Annotated in this window: 17 protein-coding genes and 1 tRNA gene; 4 read left to right on the forward strand and 14 right to left on the reverse strand. The window is 58.5% G+C overall.

Annotation, left to right across the window (positions count from 1 at the left end; translation table 11 throughout):
- Positions 1-19: 19 nt before the first annotated feature.
- Together ACP2AU_RS12200 and ACP2AU_RS12205 are read right to left on the reverse strand one after the other, a co-directional pair.
- Positions 20-643 carry an L-threonylcarbamoyladenylate synthase gene (locus ACP2AU_RS12200; RefSeq protein WP_426376477.1) on the reverse strand — a complete coding sequence of 208 codons (624 nt, stop codon included), beginning with the start codon at positions 641-643 and terminating at the stop codon, positions 20-22.
- A complete protein-coding gene (locus ACP2AU_RS12205) occupies positions 640-996 on the reverse strand; it encodes a BolA family protein (protein WP_426376478.1) in 357 nt (118 codons plus the stop codon). The genes ACP2AU_RS12200 and ACP2AU_RS12205 overlap by 4 nt, the downstream gene beginning before the upstream one ends.
- Before the next feature lie 135 nt (positions 997-1,131).
- Here ACP2AU_RS12205 and ACP2AU_RS12210 point away from each other — a divergent pair, with 135 nt between their 5' ends.
- The 4 genes from ACP2AU_RS12210 (at position 1,132) to ACP2AU_RS12225 (ending at position 8,354) form a co-directional block, all read left to right on the forward strand.
- Positions 1,132-3,300 carry a DNA topoisomerase III gene (locus tag ACP2AU_RS12210; protein WP_426376479.1) on the forward strand — a complete coding sequence of 723 codons (2,169 nt, stop codon included), beginning with the start codon at positions 1,132-1,134 and terminating at the stop codon, positions 3,298-3,300.
- A gap of 112 nt (positions 3,301-3,412) precedes the next feature.
- Complete coding sequence (locus tag ACP2AU_RS12215; protein WP_426376480.1) at positions 3,413-4,141, forward strand: response regulator transcription factor; 729 nt, start codon at positions 3,413-3,415, stop codon at positions 4,139-4,141.
- Positions 4,134-5,768, forward strand: a complete 1,635-nt coding sequence (locus ACP2AU_RS12220) for a FecR domain-containing protein (protein WP_426376481.1) — start codon at positions 4,134-4,136, stop codon at positions 5,766-5,768. The genes ACP2AU_RS12215 and ACP2AU_RS12220 overlap by 8 nt, the downstream gene beginning before the upstream one ends.
- Positions 5,769-5,789: 21 nt before the next feature.
- A complete protein-coding gene (locus tag ACP2AU_RS12225; RefSeq protein WP_426376482.1) occupies positions 5,790-8,354 on the forward strand; it encodes a CHASE2 domain-containing protein in 2,565 nt (854 codons plus the stop codon).
- Positions 8,355-8,372: 18 nt separating this feature from the next.
- On the opposite strand, the gene ACP2AU_RS12230 is transcribed toward ACP2AU_RS12225, so the two are convergent.
- The 12 genes from ACP2AU_RS12230 to ACP2AU_RS12285 all read right to left on the reverse strand — a co-directional run bounded on the left by ACP2AU_RS12230 (position 8,373) and on the right by ACP2AU_RS12285 (position 19,746).
- Positions 8,373-8,810 carry a fibronectin type III domain-containing protein gene (locus ACP2AU_RS12230; protein WP_426376483.1) on the reverse strand — a complete coding sequence of 146 codons (438 nt, stop codon included), beginning with the start codon at positions 8,808-8,810 and terminating at the stop codon, positions 8,373-8,375.
- Positions 8,811-9,081: 271 nt separating this feature from the next.
- A tRNA-Met gene (locus tag ACP2AU_RS12235) sits at positions 9,082-9,158 on the reverse strand.
- Between the two features lie 69 nt (positions 9,159-9,227).
- A complete protein-coding gene (rnhB, locus tag ACP2AU_RS12240; protein ID WP_426376484.1) occupies positions 9,228-9,914 on the reverse strand; it encodes a ribonuclease HII in 687 nt (228 codons plus the stop codon).
- On the reverse strand, positions 9,914-11,092 hold the full coding sequence (lpxB, locus tag ACP2AU_RS12245) for a lipid-A-disaccharide synthase (protein ID WP_426376485.1): 1,179 nt from the start codon (positions 11,090-11,092) through the stop codon (positions 9,914-9,916). Before lpxB ends, rnhB begins: the two co-directional genes overlap by 1 nt.
- Before the next feature lie 18 nt (positions 11,093-11,110).
- Positions 11,111-11,902 carry an acyl-ACP--UDP-N-acetylglucosamine O-acyltransferase gene (gene lpxA / locus ACP2AU_RS12250; protein ID WP_426376486.1) on the reverse strand — a complete coding sequence of 264 codons (792 nt, stop codon included), beginning with the start codon at positions 11,900-11,902 and terminating at the stop codon, positions 11,111-11,113.
- Positions 11,902-12,339: a 3-hydroxyacyl-ACP dehydratase FabZ gene (gene fabZ, locus ACP2AU_RS12255; RefSeq protein ID WP_426376487.1), complete on the reverse strand. Its 438-nt coding sequence runs from the start codon at positions 12,337-12,339 to the stop codon at positions 11,902-11,904. The genes lpxA and fabZ overlap by 1 nt, the downstream gene beginning before the upstream one ends.
- Before the next feature lie 11 nt (positions 12,340-12,350).
- Positions 12,351-13,376: a UDP-3-O-(3-hydroxymyristoyl)glucosamine N-acyltransferase gene (lpxD, locus tag ACP2AU_RS12260; protein ID WP_426376488.1), complete on the reverse strand. Its 1,026-nt coding sequence runs from the start codon at positions 13,374-13,376 to the stop codon at positions 12,351-12,353.
- Between the two features lie 42 nt (positions 13,377-13,418).
- Positions 13,419-13,916 (reverse strand): OmpH family outer membrane protein, encoded by a 498-nt coding sequence (locus tag ACP2AU_RS12265; protein WP_426376489.1) that lies wholly within the window; start codon positions 13,914-13,916, stop codon positions 13,419-13,421.
- Positions 13,917-13,956: 40 nt separating this feature from the next.
- Entirely contained in the window at positions 13,957-16,275 is a 2,319-nt protein-coding gene (gene bamA, locus ACP2AU_RS12270) for an outer membrane protein assembly factor BamA (RefSeq protein WP_426376490.1), read from the reverse strand.
- 45 nt (positions 16,276-16,320) lie between these two features.
- Positions 16,321-17,670 carry an RIP metalloprotease RseP gene (gene rseP / locus ACP2AU_RS12275; RefSeq protein ID WP_426376491.1) on the reverse strand — a complete coding sequence of 450 codons (1,350 nt, stop codon included), beginning with the start codon at positions 17,668-17,670 and terminating at the stop codon, positions 16,321-16,323.
- 49 nt (positions 17,671-17,719) lie between these two features.
- Positions 17,720-18,904, reverse strand: coding sequence for a 1-deoxy-D-xylulose-5-phosphate reductoisomerase (gene ispC, locus ACP2AU_RS12280; RefSeq protein WP_426376492.1), 1,185 nt, complete (start codon positions 18,902-18,904; stop codon positions 17,720-17,722).
- Complete coding sequence (locus ACP2AU_RS12285; protein ID WP_426376493.1) at positions 18,901-19,746, reverse strand: phosphatidate cytidylyltransferase; 846 nt, start codon at positions 19,744-19,746, stop codon at positions 18,901-18,903. Before ACP2AU_RS12285 ends, ispC begins: the two co-directional genes overlap by 4 nt.
- Positions 19,747-19,748 lie beyond the last annotated feature (2 nt).

Raw genomic sequence — 19,748 nt, forward strand, 5'->3', positions numbered from 1 at the left:
GCCCGGGTCGGCTGCCCGGTCAGACCTGAAACGGCGCCGGGTCGCCCTTGCCGACTCTGGTGACTTCCGGTACATCACCGGTGAAATTGACCACCGTGGTAGCCTCCATGCCGCAGAATCCGCCATCGATAACGAGGTCGAGTTCGTGCCCCAGCGTCTCGCGAATGTCGTAGGGATCGGTTAACGGCTCGGTTTCGCCCGGGAGAATCAGGGTGCTGCTCATGATCGGCTCGCCCAACTCGCCCAGCAACTCCCGGACAATTTCGTTGTCCGGAACCCGGATTCCGATGGAACGACGCTTCGGATGGAGCAAACGCCGGGGTACCTCGCTGGTTGCATCCAGAATGAACGTATACGGGCCCGGCGTAAAGTTCTTCAGCAAGCGGTACTGCGTGTTGTCCACTTTGGCATAGACACCGATATCAGACAGATCCCGGCAGACCAGGGTGAAGTTGTGCTTGTCGTCCAGGCGCCGAATCCGCTTGATGCGATCCGCCGCCTGCTTGTCGCCAAGATGGCACCCCAGGGCATAACCCGAATCGGTGGGATAAACGACCACCCCGCCCTTGCGCAGAATTTCAACCGCCTGCTTGATCAGGCGTTTTTGCGGTGTTTCCGGGTGAATCTGGAAAAACTGGCTCATCCGTTTGCTCCCTGTTGAAGCTTCTTATCCATTGCAGAGTCACCTTTCGACCCCCCCATGCAGTTGGGGGAGTCCGGTGACGCGAGACCACTGGCCTGCCACTCTTCCGGCGTATAAAGGTGTAACGCCAGGGCATGCACCGGGCCGGCCAGCTCATCCGCCAGTACCTTGTAGATCGTCTGGTGACGCCGCACTTTTATCTGCCCCTCAAAATCCGCCGACACCAGCGTTACCTTGAAATGGGTTTCAGAATTGGGTGGCACCGAATGCATATGGCTTTCGTTTTCCACCAAAATCACGCTGGCGTTAAAGTCTCTGGCCAGCTTCTCTTCAATGCTGTTCTGTACTTTCATCGTTCACTAACTCCTTCACGGCCGCCTCCACCAATTTTCCCAGTCTACTACAGTACGCCGCGAAACCCCGAAGCCCTTGACACAAAAGCCCCAAACCGACACATTCGCCTGCCAGCAACCAACCCCCCGACACCCATGCATCTGTACATCGCCGAAAAGCCAAGCCTGGCCCGCGCCATAGCCGCCGCACTGCCTGGCCCCCACGAAAAAGGCCAGGGCTGGATACGCTGCGGACAGGGGCCGGACGCCGCGACCGTAAGCTGGTGCATTGGTCACTTGCTGGAGCCAGCTGAGCCGGCCCGTTACCACCCGTCCTGGAAGAAGTGGCGGCTTGAAGACTTGCCGCTGTTTCCGGAGCCCTGGCAGCTGGTACCGAAAGACAGCGTGCGCCAGCAACTCAAAGTACTCGAAGCCCTGATACGCAAGGCCGACCTGATCATTCACGCCGGCGACCCGGATCGTGAAGGCCAGCTGCTGGTGGATGAAGTGCTTCGTTATCTGGAAGCCAAAGCCCCGGTCAAGCGGGTGCTGATCAACGATCTCACCCCGAAGGCGGTCGCCCGCGCGGTGCAGACCCCCAGAGACAACCGGGAGTTCCGGCCCCTCTCCCACTCGGCCCTGGCACGTCAGCGGGCCGACTGGCTCTACGGCATCAATTTGTCGAGGTTCTACACGCTCAGCTACCAGACCCGGGGCGAACAGGGTGTATATTCGGTCGGCCGGGTGCAGACACCGGTTCTCGGGCTGGTGGTGGAGCGGGACAACAGTATTGAGGATTTCCAGTCGAAACCCTGGTTTCGGGTTGAGGCCACCTTTCATGCCGGAGAGCCCGGGGCGGAGGGCACCCCGTTCGTCACCCACTGGCTGCCCGGAGACGAATTCCAGGACTATCTTGACGATGAAAACCGGCTTCTGGACCGCTCCATTGCCGAGCAGATTGTGTCTGAGATCAGCGGTCGCCCCGGTCGTGTTGCCGAGGCCCGGTTCCGGGATCGCAGTGAAGCACCACCGCTGCCGCTGTCCCTATCCGCACTGCAGATTGAGGCCGGACGGTTGTACCGGATGGGCGCCAAGGACGTTCTCGATACTGCCCAGAATCTTTATGAACGCCACCAGTTAATCACTTACCCCAGGTCTGATTGCCGGTACCTGCCGGAGGAACATTTCAGCCAGCGGGCGCAGGTGATACGCGCCATCGGCCGGGTGGCTCCGGAGTTATCCGGATTTTGTGAAAGCGCTGATACAGAACGCCAGTCCGCCGCCTGGAACGACCAAAAGGTGGACGCCCACCACGCGATCATTCCCACCGTGCGGCCAGCGCCCAACGGTAAACTGTCGGAGGCCGAGCAAAAAGTTTACGACCTGGTCAGCCGGTTTTATCTGATGCAGTTCGCGCCAGACGCCGTGCATCGCGAGGGCAAACTGACGGTCGCCATTCAAAATCACCGTTTTCGCGCGACCGAAACGGCAGTCGCACAACCTGGCTGGAAGTTGCTGGAAATTCGCAAACGGGAATCCGGGCAGGAGCCTGACAAAGCGCCACTCCCGCGGCTTGAAAAAGACGAACCGGTGCTATGCAGCCATGCACAGACCCGGGAACGTAAAACCCAGCCACCGCAGCATTTCACCGATGCCACACTGCTCTCTGCGATGACCAACATCGCGCGCTTTGTGGCAGACAAGGAACTTCGGAAAACCTTGCGGGAAACCGACGGCCTGGGCACCGAAGCCACACGAGCCGCAATCATCGACACGCTTTTCCGCCGGGACTACCTGTGCCGCGAAAAACGCTTCATTCGCGCTACAGAGAAAGGCAAATCCCTGATCGCAGCCTTACCGGAATCCATCCGGGCGCCAGACCGCACCGCCGTCTGGGAGGCCACACTGGAAGGCATCCGCCGGGGTGAGAACGACCCGAGAGCGTTTCTGGACGCATTGAAGCACGAAATCCGCGGGTTCATGGACAGATCGCCGCAGACCGGTCCCGCCCACAAATCAGCCGCAGAAAACGCCATACATTGCCCGAAGTGCCGGGCCCCAATGGTTGAACGAGAGGGCAAGTTCGGGGCCTTTTTTGCCTGCACCCGTTACCCCGCCTGCAAAGGCACCCGGCCACTGGAAGACCACACCCCCTCCGATGGCACGAGCCAGAAACCGGTCCCCTGCCCGGCCTGTTTTTCACCTCTGGTCAGGCGGAAAAGTAAAAAAGGCTGGTTCTGGGGCTGCAGCAATTTCCCCGGCTGCCGACAAACAGTGGATGACCACAGCGGCAAACCGGCTGTGGACTTACGGAATTCTACATAACGATACTGAATGAACGCTCTTTTTTTGGGATAATATCGGATGGGCAGGGTTACATCAGGTAACTTTGCCCGAGGACATACCACTCAGGCAACATGATCGAGGTTCTGGCTCAATGCGCATTGCTCTGCTGGAAGATGAACACGAACAGGCGCAGCACATTCGGTCCATCCTGTCTGAACGGGGGCACGACTGCGACAGCTTTTCTACCGGCCAATCATTTCTGGGGGCCGTGCTGCATCGCAGCTATGACTTGCTCATTCTGGACTGGCAGATTCCGGATATGACCGGAATCGAGGTGCTTGAGAGCGTGCGGGCACAACTGAACTGGGCCATCCCGGCGGTGTTTCTGACCCAGCGCGACAGTGAGGCCGATATCGTACGCGCGCTTGATGCCGGCGCAGACGACTACATTGCCAAGCCCGCGCGTGCAGCGGAACTGGTGGCCCGCATTAATGCTCTGGCCCGTCGCAGCAACCCGGAAAGCGAAAAAGAAGTCCTGGTGTTCGGCCCGTTCGAGGTCAATACCCACCAGCGCACCATCCACCTGCATCGCGAGCCTCTGGCACTTACCGATAAAGATTTCGACCTGACTTTTTTCCTGTTCCAGAACCAGGGTCGCCTGCTGACCCGGGAAATGCTGCTCGAGCGGGTTTGGGGGCTGGCCCGGGATATCAATACCCGCACGGTCGATACCCACATGAGCCGACTCCGAAGAAGGCTTGGGCTGAATCCTGAAAACGGATTTCGAATCAAGACCATCTATCAGCGTGGCTATCGGCTCGAAGCCATCAAGCCTGATGATATCAACGACACCCCCCAAGACCACATTGCCCATGCCTGAAGCCTTGCGCGCCATTCTCAAAAACCTGGCGGTTCTGCTGCTGTCGGTACTGGTACCGGCGACAGCAATCGCAGAGCTCTCCATCACGCGGGGTTCGGGAGCAGCACTTTCCACCCCCCAGGAAAGCGTTCAGGAATGGGTATACACCTTACGGGACGGGGACACTCTCGCCAGCGTGACCCGGACACTGCTCTCCCAATCCATGTCGGGCCAACGGCTACTGGCTTACAACGGCCTTGCGGGCAACGCAGAGCTCTCTGCCGGCGACACTGTGCGCATCCCGGTAAACTGGCTGAAGCGGCAACCGGAGCCCGCCAGCGTCATTTCCGTGACCGGGCACGTGCAGTTGATTTCGGGCATGGATGGCCGGAAACTACCCCTCACCGAGACCTCCACTATCCGGGTGGGGGATGAGATACTTGCCGGTGCCGGGTCAGCAACCATTGCCCTTGCCGATGGCTCCGAACTGCGCATTTCGCCGAATTCCCGACTGATGTTCAACCGGCTGACCCAGTATGGAAAATCCGGCATGGTTGATACCCGGCTGCGCCTCCAGCGGGGAGAGGTACATACCCGGGTTCGCCCGCTCATCGAAGGCGGTGCTCGCTTTGAAATCGAAACCCCTTCAGCCGTCGCCGCCGTACGCGGCACGGTCTTCGCCATGCAAGCCTCAGCCAATGGCAGCAGCGTACAGGTAAGTGAGGGTGTGGTCGATTTTGGCCAGCCGGGCAATACCCGCCGCATCCCCGCCGGCTACGGCGCCAGTATCTCGACCACCAACGCCGGTGCAGTGAATATTCGCCAGCTTCCGCCGGCACCCGCTATTGCTCCCTTACCTCCGGTTCTGACACGACTGCCCGCCGAGATGACCTGGGATAACACCGGCTACCCGCGTTATCGCCTCGACATTTTTGATCAGGCCGCAGGCACCTGGGTTCAGAGCCATGAGGTGACAGACACCCGCTTCGATATTGCCCAGCTCGACAACGGCCGCTATGAAATACAGCTGGCCGCGGTGGATCGGCAAGGCATTGCCGGTATGCCGGGGACCAGCAAATTGGAAATTGATCTCCAGGCCCGAAAACCCGCCCTCGTCTCACCCGATGAAGGCGCCAAAATAAATGACGATATGCCCGAATTCCGCTGGCAACTCAATGGCGAAAACGAGGTCGCCCGGGTCGAAATTGCGGAAGATGAGAGTTTCCGGCAACTGGTTACCACCAGTGAGTGGGCTCCCGAAAGCCAGGCGCTGCCCTCCCGGCCATTGAGCCCCGGGCAGTATTTCTGGCGGGTTGTCACCGAGGCCGGAGGCAGTTCGGTTGCCACCTCAGACGCCCGCAGCATGGTGATAAACGGAACCCTGCCGCCCGTTCGGATTATCAGCGTGAACTACCTCGACAGTCAGGTTCGCGTGTTCTGGGAGGACGTTGAAACCGCCAACAACTACCGGCTGCAACTGGCTGAAGAGCCCGGTTTTCGCAACATTATCAAGGAAGCTGATATCGCCGATACAACAGCGGCCTTGCGCCTGATTCCCGGAAGAAGGTATTTTGTGCGCGTTAAAGCGCTTTCTGACGGCCCGCTTGCCAGTCGCTGGGGCCCGGGCAGGGAGCTTTATCTCGACTAATATTTAAAGACAGCAAGGCCGATGCAACGGGACTGGTTACCCATAACAACAACACCCTGGTCCCTGGGCCTGCTGCTTGCCGTCTCGCTGCTATTACTGCAGACGACCGGACTCCCCAGCCGCATCAATGACTGGATCTACGACAGGGCGATCACAACCTGGCCGGCCCCTGTGGATGAGACGGTGGCTATCATCGCCATTGACGAATTCAGCCTCGAGCAACGTGGCCGCTGGCCATGGGACAGGAGCCTGCACGCCGAACTGATCAATAACCTGAACCGTGCCGGCGCGGAAACCATCGTGCTGGATATTCTGTTTTCAGAAACCGGCCCCGGGGATGACGAACTCGCCGCTGCCATGAGGCAGCATGGCAAAGTAGTACTGCCTGCCTACCTCACAGCCCCAACCCGGGAACGCCTGATCACCGAACAGTTACCCATACCGGCGCTGGCCCAGGCCGCCGCGGCCCTGGGTCACGCCCATATTGAACTGGACAACGACGGCGTTGCCCGCGGGCTTTACCTCTATAACGGGCTTTCCGGCCGCTTGTGGCCAGCCCTGTCACTGGCCTCTCGTTTGCCGGCTTCAACCCGAAACGCCTCACATCTGCCCGACTACCTCAACGTGAGACAGGATTATCGGCGCGTGCCACTGGCAGGCGGTGCCGGAACGCTGCCCACCTACTCCTACACGAGTGTGCTGAGCCACCCGCCCTCCCGGGACGCTTTTGCCGGTAAAACCGTGTTTATCGGCGCAACCGCGGCCGGTTTCGGCGATATACTGCCCACACCGTTTTCAGGCCTTAGCCGGCCGATGTCCGGCGTCGAATTCCATGCCAACGTTTACTCTGCGAATCACCAGAATATCCTGATCACCCCGGCAAAAGCCTGGGCATCGCCCGCATTGAACACCCTGGTACTCCTGTTACTGGCTCTGCTTCTACCGCGACTGCGTCCCGCGCCCACCCTGCTCGCCTGCCTGTCCATAACCGCAGGACTCCTCGGCGGTTATGTGCTACTTCTCATTGGCACCCGAGTTCAGCTGCCTGTCGCGAACGCCCTTTTGCTGCCAATGGCCGCCATTCCCATTGCCAGCGCACTCCGCCTGGCGATGACCAACCGCTTTCTGAACCGCCAACTGGATGACATGGCCAAAACCCCTCGCCTGTCATTACCCGAGCCCTCAACGCGCTCGCCGCAACAATTGCTGAACCACCTTCGGGCACTTCTGAACCCGCCAGGCTGGCTGCTGGCGGAAGAACGGGATCTTCTGGAAGTGAAAGACATGACGCTGGCCCAGGCACCACCCACCGAGACAGCCGGCCACTGGGAACACCAGCAGAACCAGAGCTGGATTCGGCTGACCCAGGGCGGCGCATCCTACCTTCTCGGGTTAACCCTTCCCAATGACCTCAGTCGCGAGGTCATCCAGCGGTACCTGAATCAACTGGACCTGAAGCCAGGCAGCTATGACGACGAACAACACGGCCCCCGAGAAAACATTTCTGCCCGCATCGAGAAGGTCCGTATCTCCACCCAGAAACTGGGCCAGATGCAGGCTTTTATTCGTCACAGCTTCGAGCATATGCCCGATGGCATCATCGTAACCGACGAACTCGGCGTTATCCGGTTTGCCAATCGACACATTGAAGACTGGTTCCGGGAACCCATGCCAAGCCTGGAAGCCATGCCCCTGGCAACGCTGCTCGAAGGACACGACCCACGAGCGCTTCCCGCCTGGTACGAAGCCATCTCCGAGACGCTGACCATCAGGCAAAGCCGAACCCTGGACCTGACAGTCAATGGTAAGGACTTTCTCCTTCACCTCGCGCCTTTTGCCTTACCGAACAGCCATCAGTTTGGCATTATTGCCAACGTATCCGACATTTCCGATCTCCGGGAACAACAGCGCCAGCATCGGGAGGCCATTGACTTTATTTCCCATGACGTTCGCTCGCCCCTGGTTTCCCAGCTGGCTCTGATCGAGCAGCTCAAAAGGGACCCGAGCCACATAGATATTCAGCAACTGGATCACCTGGGCAGGCTGGCACGGCGCAGCTATCATCTGGCGGAAGAATTCGTTCAACTGGCCCGGGCCGAACAACTGACAGAAACCCGCTTCTACGAATGCGAACTGCTGGCGATTGTCGAGAATGCCCGGGACAGCGTATGCGAGCAGGCCCAGGAAAAAGGCATTTCGATACTGCTCAATGGCACCGAGGATCTCTGGCTGAAGGGTAACGCCGAGCTTCTGGAAAGAGCCGTCATCAATTTACTGACAAACGCTGTGCAATACAGCCCGGCGAACTCGGCTATCAGTGTTTACGTCTACCAGGCCGCCCATCTGGCCTGCCTGGCCATCTCCGATGAAGGCTACGGCATAGACCCGAAGGAACTGCCGTTACTGTTTGACCGGTATCATCGGCAGAAACGCAGCGAAACCACAGGCACTCATGGGACCGGGCTCGGCTTGTCGTTTGTAAAAACCGTGGTGGAAAAGCACCGTGGCGAGCTGGGGGTGGACTCAAAACCGGATGAAGGCACGACTTTCACACTGAAACTGCCCATCGCCAACCCGATGCTTTAATGTGCCCCCGCCCAGCGCTCAGGACCGGATGGTTTTACTGACAGGCTCAGACGGCTCACTCAACAAACCCGCCGTATCCTGCACCTGAATGGTGAAGTACCAGGTTCCGGGCTCAAGACTACCGACAACATACGACATCTCGGGCTGTCCGCTCGCGCCGTCCACAGTGATTTCCCGGCTCAGGTCATCGGTATCCTGGCCGTAACGGATGACGTATCGGTCCAATTCGCCCATGGCGATCGACTCACCATTTACCCGTGTCATCGGTGCGGACCAGCTCAATACCGCTGCCCGCTCACCAACCGCTTGATCGCTACCCCCGGTTGATGACTCTGCGCTTTCCTGCTGATTATTCTCAGCTCCGCCACCGGAGCCACCGCCTCCGCAGCCCGCAAGCACCATCCCTAACAGCAACGCGGCAATCCATGCCTTTGACATATAAATGACGCGTTTCATGGTCTTCCACCATCTATTTTCCGTCGAGTTTGTGAAATTCTATAAAATCGACGCTGATGATGATGAGAAAACCGTCATTTTTGAAGATAAAAAACTGTCATTTTTCTGTCATTACGGGGCAACCCGAAGTCCGGAAAACCCGGGAGGAAGAATTAAACACAGGCGGGCAAAATACAAAAGGCAGACCAGCTGACGCCGACCTGCCCTTTAGAAAAAACAACATAAAGAATACGCAGATAATAAAAAAGCCAGCATAAGCTGGCTTTTAAATTGGTAGCGGGGGCTGGATTCGAACCAACGACCTTCGGGTTATGAGCCCGACGAGCTACCAGACTGCTCCACCCCGCATCAAACTGGTTGTTAACCGGGTTACCCCTGTCAACGTGGCGCGTATATTACCGCCGCCTCCTGCCACTGTCAATCCATGTTTTCAAATAAATCCACCGGATAGCCCGGCTCCGCCGTTTCCGGCTCGGAGCCCAGATAAACGCCCGCGTGCTCGAGCGCTTGCCGAACCGGCCGGAAAGACCGGCGATGCTCCGGCGTAACCCCCAGACGATTGAGTGCTTCCAGATGCACTGGCGTGGGATACCCCTTGTGCCGGGCCAACCCGTATCCCGGATATCGAAGATCCAGTTCGGCCATTTCCCGGTCCCGGGTAACCTTGGCCAGAATAGAGGCGGCGCTGATTGCCTCTACCCTGCCATCCCCCTTGACTACCGGCTCGGACGGCCACTGCCAATCCGGGCACCGGTTACCGTCCACCAGGACATACTCGGGAGCCATCGACAAGCCCTCAACAGCCCGCTGCATGGCAAGCATGGTCGCCTGATAGATATTCAGTTCATCAATCTCATGAGCTTCACAGCGGCCAAGACTCCAGGCCGCTGAAGACGCCACGATATCCTCATACAGTTGCAGGCGTTTTTTCTCGGTCAGTTTTTTCGAATCCGCCAGGCCCGGGATAGGGCGGTCCGGATCCAGAATTACGGCGGCAGTGACAACCGCACCAATCAGGGGGCCACGCCCCACCTCATCGACACCAGCCAGCAATCGACCGCGATACGCGCACTCAAACGGCGGCAAAGGAGCCCTGGCAGCCATCAGAGTTGCGCACCCAGCAGGCGGCTGACAGCGTCTGCAGCGCGCTCATCCGCTCCCTGGCGAAGCGTCTGGTGCAACACGGTAAAGGCTTCGTGCAACCTGGCACGCTCCTGATGATTTTCAAGCCTCTCCAATACCGCGGCCCCCAGCTTCTCGGGTGTGGCATCATCCTGTAACAACTCGGGGACCAGCGACTCTCGGGCAAGGAGATTGGGCAACGCCACCCACGGCACTTTCACCAACCGCGATAACACCTTATAGCTGAGATTACTCAGGCGGTAACCCACCACCATCGGTTTCTTCAGCAACATAGCCTCAAGCGTGGCCGTGCCGGACGCCAGCAATACCACATCACTGGCGGCCATGACCTCCCGTGAACGCCCCCGAACCAGCGTCACCGGCAAACTGACTTCCAGCGACTCGACCAACGCTCGCACCTGTCGCTCACGATCACGGTTAACACAGGGAATAACCAGTTGCAGGTCCGGCCGGCGCACCTGCAACCATCGGGCCGTCTCGAGAAAGAGCGTGCCCAGTCTTTCAACCTCACCACCCCGGCTGCCCGGCAGAATCGCCAGCACCGGTTTGTCGAGTGCCAGCCCGAGACCTTGCCTGGCCCCTGCGGTATCGGTCTCAAGAGCAATGCGATCTGCCAGGGGATGCCCGACAAACGACACAGGCACCTGGTGTTCCTCGTAAAACCGCGCCTCAAAGGGAAACAGCGTCAGCATCAGATCAATCGACTTGGCAATCTTGAAAATACGCTTTTGCCGCCACGCCCAGACCGAGGGGCTGACGTAATGAACGGCAGGTATGCCCGCCTCCCGGCAGCGCCGCTCAATGGCCAGCGTGAAGTCCGGCGAATCAATGCCGATGACCACATCGGGAGGCGTCGTAAACAGATAGTCCAGCAGGCGGGCCCGGATGCTGAACAACTCGCGAAGGCGGCCGAGCACTTCCACCAGCCCCATCACCGACAGTCGTTCCATGGGCACCAGAGAATGAAACCCTTCCGCAATCATCTCGTCGCCGCCGATACCCACAAAGCGCGCGCCGGGATACCGCCTGCGCAATGCCCGGATAAGACCCGCACCGAGTATGTCCCCGGAGGCCTCACCCGCCACGATGGCAATGGTTTTTACCGATAAGGAGGCCGAACCGGCCTGTGGATGTGTCACCAGCGATCTCCGGCTGGCTTAACGAATAATGCCGCGATCCGCTCCCTTGAGCGAGTCGATCAGCGGAAGGATCTCTGGTACATCGGCAAAACTGTGCTCCAACTCCTCCACGGCCTGCTCCGTAGTCAGGCCCTGGCGATAAACCACTTTGTAGGCTCTGCGAAGCGCCAGCAGTGTCGCCTTCTCAAAACCACGGCGCTTCAGCCCCTCCACGTTCATGCCGTGAGGCTGCGCAGACTGCCCGCTGGCCATAACGTAGGCTGGAATGTCCTTGAGCACGATACTGCCGCCTGCGGCCATGCTATGGGGCCCGATATGACAGAACTGATGAACCATGGTACCGCCGCCAAGAATGGCGTGGTCGCCCACCGAGACGTGCCCTGCCAGAGTCGCGCAATTCGCCAAAATGGTGTGATTACCAACGATGCAATCGTGGGCGACGTGGACGTAAGCCATCAACAGATTGCCACTGCCAATGCGTGTCTCGCCACGATCCTGGATGGTGCCGCGATGGATGGTGCAGTTTTCACGAATGACATTGTCATCACCAATTACCAGTGTGGTCGGCTCACCCGCGTACTTTTTATCCTGGCATTCTTCGCCAATGCTGGAGAACTGGAAAATCCGGTTATTGCGGCCAATAACGGTTGGCCCCTTGACCACCACGTGAGAGAGTATCTCGGTGCCTTCCCCAATCTCCACGCCTGGGCCAATATAGCTCCAGGGGCCTACCGTTACGTTGTCCGCCAGTTTGGCTGACGGGTCCACAATCGCTTGAGGATGGACACCCGACCAGTCATTTGTCGCCATCAAACTTCTCTCTCAGCGGTGAGTATTTCTGCCACGCAAACCACCTCGCCATCAACGAGAGCACGGCAATCAAACTTCCAGATCCCACGCTTACCCGAAATAAACTCGGACTCCATATCTAAACGATCTCCGGGTAACACCGGGCGCTTAAACCGCGCTTTGCTGGAACCAGCCAGATATTGTACCACGCCGTCAGCCGGTTTCCGTTCCACGGTCACAAAACCGAGAATTCCGGAGAGCTGGGCCATGGCTTCGATAATCAAAACACCGGGCATAATCGGATTATCCGGAAAATGGCCGGCAAAAAAGGGCTCGTTAAACGAAATATTCTTGTACCCTTTGATCGACTTTCCCTTGTCGACCTCGGTTACCCGGTCCACCAGTAAAAACGGATAACGGTGTGGAAGGTACTCCAGAATTTCATCGATATGCATCATCTTGATCGGCCTCAGCCCTCTAATTTCTTTTCCAGTTCCCTGACCCGTCGCGCCAGGGCGTCCAACTGACGGAAACGGACCGCATTTTTACGCCACTGCCGGTTGGTATCGGCACTGGTTCCGGAGGAGTACACGCCCGGTTCACGAATATCTCCCGTCACCAGCGTCATGCCTGTGAGATGCACCTGGCTGGCAATCTCAAGATGACCGGCAACCCCGGAGGCCCCTCCGAACACGCAATGGTTCCCGATGCGGGTACTGCCGGCGATACCGACTTTTGCGGCCATGGCGCTGTGGTCGCCTATGTGAACGTTATGGGCTATCTGAATAAGGTTATCGAGCTTGACGCCGTTACCGATGACCGTGTCGTCCAGCGCACCGCGGTCAATCGTGGTGTTCGCACCCACTTCCACATCGTCCCCCAGCACCACGGCGCCCAGTTGCGCAATGCGGTGCCAAACGCCCTTCTCATTGGCAAACCCGAAGCCATCAGAGCCAATCACCGCGCCACTGAGAATATGGCAGCGCTTTCCCACCACCACATCGTGTGCCAGCGTTACCCGGGGGCGCAGAACACAGTCGTCACCGATATGAGCACGTGCCCCCACAAACCCGCCGGCGCCAATGACTACCCGTTCACCAATACAAACGCCGGCTTCAATAACGGCATGGGGGCCAATGGAGGCGGATGACGGGATGCTGGCGGTTTCATCAACAACCGCACTTGGATGAATGCCCTGAGCAGCTCTGGGGGCCGGATCAAACCAGTGACTGAGGTGAGCATAGCCGAGATAGGGATTGTCCAGTAACAGGACATTGGTCGGAACGTCCCCGGCTGCAGCGTCGGACACGATCACCGCTGAGGCAGCCGTGTCACCGAGGTATTTTGCGTAAGCCGGATTTGCGAGAAAGCTGATCTGCCCGGGCCCGGCCGCCTGGAGCGTTGCCAGGCCGGTAATCCGGGTATCGGGGTCTCCCCTCAAGTCGGCTCCCAGCGCGTCTGCAATTTCCTGCAGCCGAAAGGACGTCTGTGTCATTTCTGTCTCCTAACACAGGGGCCGGGGGAGCCCCCTTTTATATCAACGGTTCAGTTTTTTCAGCAGTGCTTCGGTCAGGTTCATCTCGGGCTTTACGTAAACCACCGCTTCGCTGGGAAGAATCAGGTCCAGGCTGTGCTCCTCCAGAAGCTCTTTAACAGCAACGTCCACCTCTGGGCGTGCGCCTTCCAGAAACTCCTGCTTGCGCTGATTGACCGTGGAGTTGAGGCGTTCCTTGAGGAAGTTGAACTCCTGCACTTTTTTCTGGAATTCGGCAGTCAACTGCTTCCGCTCGGCTTCGTTCATCATGGCGCCGTCTTTTTCAAGGCGCTCTGCGAGCTTGCGCGCGGCGTCCTGCGCTTCGCGAACCTTGACTTCATCTCCTGCGAAGTCCTGCTGAAGCTTTTCACTGAAAGCCTGGGCATCATTGGAAGAAAACACGGCCTGCCGCAGATCCACCACACCAATCCGGGTTTCTGCCGCCGCCTGCACTGAGACAGCCATCAAAACCGCTGCGATCAAGGTCTTCATACGTGTCATTCATCGTCTCCTTTGTTTCATTCTTTCTTTTTTTATCCGGTTAGAACGTCTGGCCCAGTGAGAACTGGAAGACCTGGGTATCATCACCGGATTGGTCGTTGAGCGGCTTCGCCAGACTGAATGCCAGTGGGCCAACGGCGGTTATCCACTGAAAACTGATACCGGCCGACGTCCGCACCTCATCCAATTCGGGATCAAAGCCACGCTCGGTATCGAACACCTGGCCGGCATCGACAAAAAACGAGGTACGCATCGACCGGGTATCACCCGCAAACGGCGTTGGGAAAATCAGCTCCAGACCACCCTCGGTCAGCACGTTGCCCCCGAACGGGTCCGGATCGGAAAAATCACCCTCGGCCAACTGAGCCTTGTTACCAAGCGAGTTTGCTTCATACCCCCGAACCGAACCATACCCGCCGGAATAGAAATGCTCGAAGAACGGCATCTGGCTGCGATCCCCATAGCCATCGCCGTAGCCGATTTCAGAGCGCGCCCGGAAGACCCATCTGGACGAATCCGTGAGCGGAAAGTAAAAATCGGTTTTATGGGTAGCCTTGTAGAACGTCAGGTCACTGCCCGGCACGGCCACATCCAGCGACAAGGAATGGCTGTAACCATTGGTTGGCAGTATACCGCGGTTCAGAGTGCTGCGGCGCCAACTGGCAAACAGGAAGTAATTGGTGAACGAATCCCCCTCGTCGGCAACAAAGTCACGTACTTCCTGAGAGGAAAACACACCCGGCTTGATGTTCGACTGGGTTACGCCGGCACCAAAATTCAGCCGGGTGATGGAGTCCGTCGGGTAACCGAACGTGACCCGGCCACCGTACTCGTCGAGCAGATAGGAGGAGATGTCCTCTTCCTCATAATCGGTCTCCCGGGCAAACAGGCTGAAGCCGCGGCTTACGCCGTCCACGGTGAAATAAGGGTCCAGGTAGGAGACATTGGCGCTTTTTACCGAATCACTGACATTCACACCAAAGGACACGCGTTTGCCGGTGCCAAAGAAATTATTTTCGGAAACAGACGCCCCGAGAATCACGCCGGAGTTCTGCGAGAAACCTACGGATGCCGACAAGCTGCCCGTGGGTTGTTCCTGGACACTGTAGTTAACATCCACCAGGTCATCCGTGCCCGGCACGGGAACCGTTTCCACGTCGACCGTCTGGAAGAAACCCAGGCGCTCGAGACGGGTTTTCGAGAATTCGATGCGGTCAGACGAAGCAACGCCACCTTCCATCTGGGTCATTTCCTGACGAAGCACTTCGTCCTTGGTCGATACGTTGCCGGAAAAACTGACCCTGCGGACATAGGCCCGCTTGCCAGGTTCGACAAAGAACGTGACCGCCGCGGTATTGTCTTTACCGGGTTCAGGCACGGCATTGACGTTGGCGAACGCGTAACCCTCGCGGCCCAGACGGAACGACAGCGCCTCGGAGATTGCCGTCATCTGGGCACGGGAGAACACATCGCCTTCTTCAACCGGAATGAACTTGCGCAGCTCTTCCTCTCCGACAATCAATTCGCCCCGCAACCGGATATCCGAGATGGTGTACTGGGGGCCTTCATTCAGCGCGATGGCAATGAAGACATCCTGTTTATCCGGGGAGATCGACACCTGGCTGGATTCAACGCTGAAATCCAGATAGCCACGGTCCAGATAGAACGAGCGCAGTGACTCCAGGTCACCACTCAGACGTTCCCGCGCATACTTGTCTTTGTTGGTGAGGGAGTTCCACCAGCTGCTGGTGCGCAACTCGAACAGATCAATCAGTTCGTCGTCGGTGTAATCCTCGTTGCCCACGATATTGATGTGCTGGATTGCGGCAACCGTGCCCTCGTTGATATCCAGACGAATAGCCACCCGGTTTCTCGGCAGCTCTTCAGCGGTGGCTTTGACCCGCGCATTGTAGCGGCCCTGGGCAATGTAGGAGCGGAGTATCTCAAGCTCCAGCTTTTCCAGCGTGGCGCGCCGGAACACCTGGCCCTCCTCCAGTCCGGCGCCAGCCAGCGCCTCCATCAGCATACCGGTTTCAATGTTCTTGTTGCCCTCGATCTCGATGGACGAGATGGATGGACGCTCCCGCACCGAAAGAATCAGCACACCGTCGTCGCGGCTCGCCTGGATGTCGGTGAACAAACCGGTCCGAAAAAGGTTTTTGATAGCACCGGCCAGCCGGGTCTCATCCATTCGTTCGCCGATATTGATCGGAAACGAAGAAAAAACAGAACCAGCTGAAACCCTCTGAAGGCCTTCTACCTCTATGTCCGCAACCGTGAATTCATCCGCCAGCGCTGGCTTCATACCGGTTGCGGTAATTGCGAGGCCAACGGCTACAGCTAGGAGGGAACGTCTCATTCAGTTATTTCGCCTGGTTAATGTGCGGTAAGGAGCTCGCAATTCTCACAACCGCATCAGGTCGTTGTAAAGAGCAAACACCATTAAAGTCAGGATCAAAGCCATACCAATTCGTAATCCGAAGGCCTGAGCCTGCTCGGAAAGCGGTTTCCGGCGAATCGCCTCGATGGTGTAATAAACAATATGACCACCGTCCAGAACGGGAACCGGCAACAGATTAAGCACGCCAAGACTGACACTGAGATACGCCAGGAAACGCACAAAGTCCTCGAAGCCCGAGCTCACGCTGGCCTCTGCAACCCGGGCAATGGTTATCGGGCCACTCAGGTTGGTTGGCGACAACAGGCCCGTTACCATCTTCTTGATCGCCACCAGGGTCAGGCGGGTATCGGCCCAGGTTTCGCTGACCGCATTCGGAATGGCCGCAAGAGGGCCATAGCGCACCTCTCTCAGCACACCTTCCGGCCAGGATACGGCGGTCACCCCGGCGCCGACGAAACCGATCACATGGCCATCATCGGCCGTTCTTGAGGCCGGCGTTACCGCCAGGTTCATCTCGGTGCCGTCGCGTTCTACGGTCAGCTCCAGAGTCTGTTCCGGAGCATTACGGATATGCTCTACCAGAGCAAACCAGTCTGAAACCGGTTCCCCGTCAACGGCCAGAACGCGATCACCACTCTGCAACCCTGCAGCACGGGCCCGACCATCGGCAGCAATTTCCCCCAGCACCGCCGGAATATCGGGCCGCCATGGCGACAGCCCGAATTCCGCCAGAGGGTTTGGCGTATCGTCACTCAGCCGCCAGCCATCCAGCGTGCCGGATACCGTGCCGCGGGAACCGTCCCGGGATATCTGCAGTGACACCTGGCCGAACTCACCCGCACGCTCCAGCAGGCGCATATTCACATCCCGCCAGGAGTTCACCCGATGCCCATCAACCTCATGGATTTCCATACCGGGTGCCAGCCCCACCCGCTCAGCGACACTTTCCTCGGCAACCTCGCCAATCACCGGCGCGACCGTGGTAACACCCACTACACTCAGTACCCAGTAGGCCAGAATCGCAAACAGGAAGTTAGCAGCCGGGCCTGCGGCCGCAATGGCAATACGCTGTGACGGTGGCTTCGCCGTAAACGCCTGATCGCGCAGTGCTTCGGGCACAGGCCCTTCGCGCTCATCCAGCATTTTGACGTAACCGCCCAGGGGGATGGCCGCCACCGCAAACTCGGTGCCGTGCCGGTCGTACCAGGAAAATAGAGGCTTGCCAAACCCCACAGAAAAGCGGAGCACTTTGACACCGAACCGACGCGCCACCCAGAAGTGTCCGTATTCGTGAAGCGTGACCAGAATTCCAAGCGTTAGCGCCAGTGCCAGTACGGTTTGAATAATCTGCATAGACGTTCCGGTTTGTGGCTGAATGGGCAGTCTGTCAGGCCCGGGAGAATCAGACAGCCAGCAGGCTTATCTGTTCCCCCGCCCGGCGGCGAGCTTCGCTGTCTTTGGCGAAAATAACCTCAAAACTGCCCGCCGACACCACCTCAGTGGCTGCCAGGGTTCGCTCTATGATAACGGGGATATCGGTAAAGCACAGCTGCCCGTCAAGAAATGCGGCGACGGCAATCTCATTGGCCGCATTCAGCACAGCCGGCGCCGTACCGCCTGCCGCGAAGGCCTCGGCAGCCAGGCGGAGACAGGGGAAGCGCTGCACATCGGGCCGTTCGAAGTGGAACCGACCAATGGCGAACAGATCCAGCGCCGCGACGCCCGCCTCGATACGCTCGGGCCAGGCCAGACCGTTAGCAATCGGCGTGCGCATATCCGGGCTGCCCAACTGCGCCAGCACCGAACCATCGGCGTACTCGACCATCGAGTGGATAATGCTCTCAGGATGCACGTGCACCTGAATATGCTCGGGAGTGGTATTGAATAACCAGCAGGCCTCGATTAGCTCCAGCCCCTTGTTCATCAGGGTTGCAGAGTCCACCGAAATTTTCTGCCCCATGGACCAGTTGGGATGGGCGCAGGCCTGAGCCGGAGTTACCGCCCGCAAATCTTCGGCGGCGTACTCCCGGAACGGCCCACCAGAGGCTGTCAATAAGATCCGGGTGATGCCCGCAGCACGGGGATCACGAACCTGATCCGGGGGCATACACTGAAAAATAGCATTGTGCTCGGAATCGATCGGCAAGAGTTCCGCACCACAGCGATCCACCGCGTCCATAAACAACTGGCCAGACATCACCAGTGCTTCTTTGTTCGCCAGAAGCACCCGCTTGCCTGCCCGGACTGCGGCCAGAGTCGGGGCCAGGCCGGCCGCACCCACAATCGCCGCCATTACCGTATCTGATCCGGCCGACGACGCCACCTCGCACAGGCCGGCCTCACCGCTGAGTACACGGGTCTCCGGCACTTCTTTCAATAGCTCTTGCAGGCGCGCTGCCGCGGCGGCATCCGCCATCACGGCCACAGCCGGCCGGAATTCGCGGCACAGTGTCGCCATTTCTTCTGCCCGGGTTCCGGCGGTCAGCGCAAACAATGAGAAACGGTCAGGGTGCCGGCGGATAACATCAAGCGTGCTGAGACCGATGGAGCCGGTCGCGCCAAGTATGGTGAGAGAGCGCTTTATCATGCCAAACCCTGACCAGCGGTCAGCCACCCCAGCAAGGTAATGATCAAAGCAAATACAGGGATGGCGGCCGTCAGGCTATCAATGCGATCCATGATACCACCATGGCCGGGTAACAACTGGCTACTGTCTTTGATACCCCTGAATCGCTTCAGCATACTCTCAAGCAGATCACCAAGTACCGAAACAAACCCGGTCACCAGCGTGGCCACTGTCAGAAGCACGGCGTTTGCCATGTCGGCGTCCGCCAGCACGCTGGCAACCACGGCCAGCAGGGCAACGGCAGCCAGACCGCCCCACACGCCGGCCCAGGACTTACCAGGGCTCACACGCGGCGCAAGCTTGGCTTTACCAAAGGCCCGGCCAGCAAAATAGGCACCGATGTCTGCCACCCAGACCACCAGAAAAATATAGAGAATGGCCATCAGGCTGTTGGATACGTCACCGAATTGAAAGTCGCCATTCCGGAGATGATTCAACCCTACCCAAGCCGGAACCAGAACCATCCAACCCATCAGCGCCCTGACCGGTGTCGCTCCCCAACGCCCGGAACCAACCGGATATTGCCGCACCAGCCAGAAACAGACAAGCCACCAGGCTATGGCCAGCCACAGCACCATCATGGCCGGGATCTGATTGACAATGAACAGCAGGGCCGCCAGCACAACAGCATAGCCCACGCGACCGGGCTGACTGTCGATCCCCGACATATTCGCCCACTCCCAGGCGCCCAGCGTAATGATGGCACCGGTAAAAAGAGCGAAGCCGAGGGGCTGGAGAAAAAAAATACCACCGATTGCAATCGGTGCCAATATGAGCGCGGTAATAATTCGGGTTTTAAGCACAG

Origin of the sequence: Marinobacter sp. VGCF2001 (assembly GCF_049943275.1) — a bacterium.
Taxonomy (GTDB): Bacteria; Pseudomonadota; Gammaproteobacteria; order Pseudomonadales; family Oleiphilaceae; genus Marinobacter.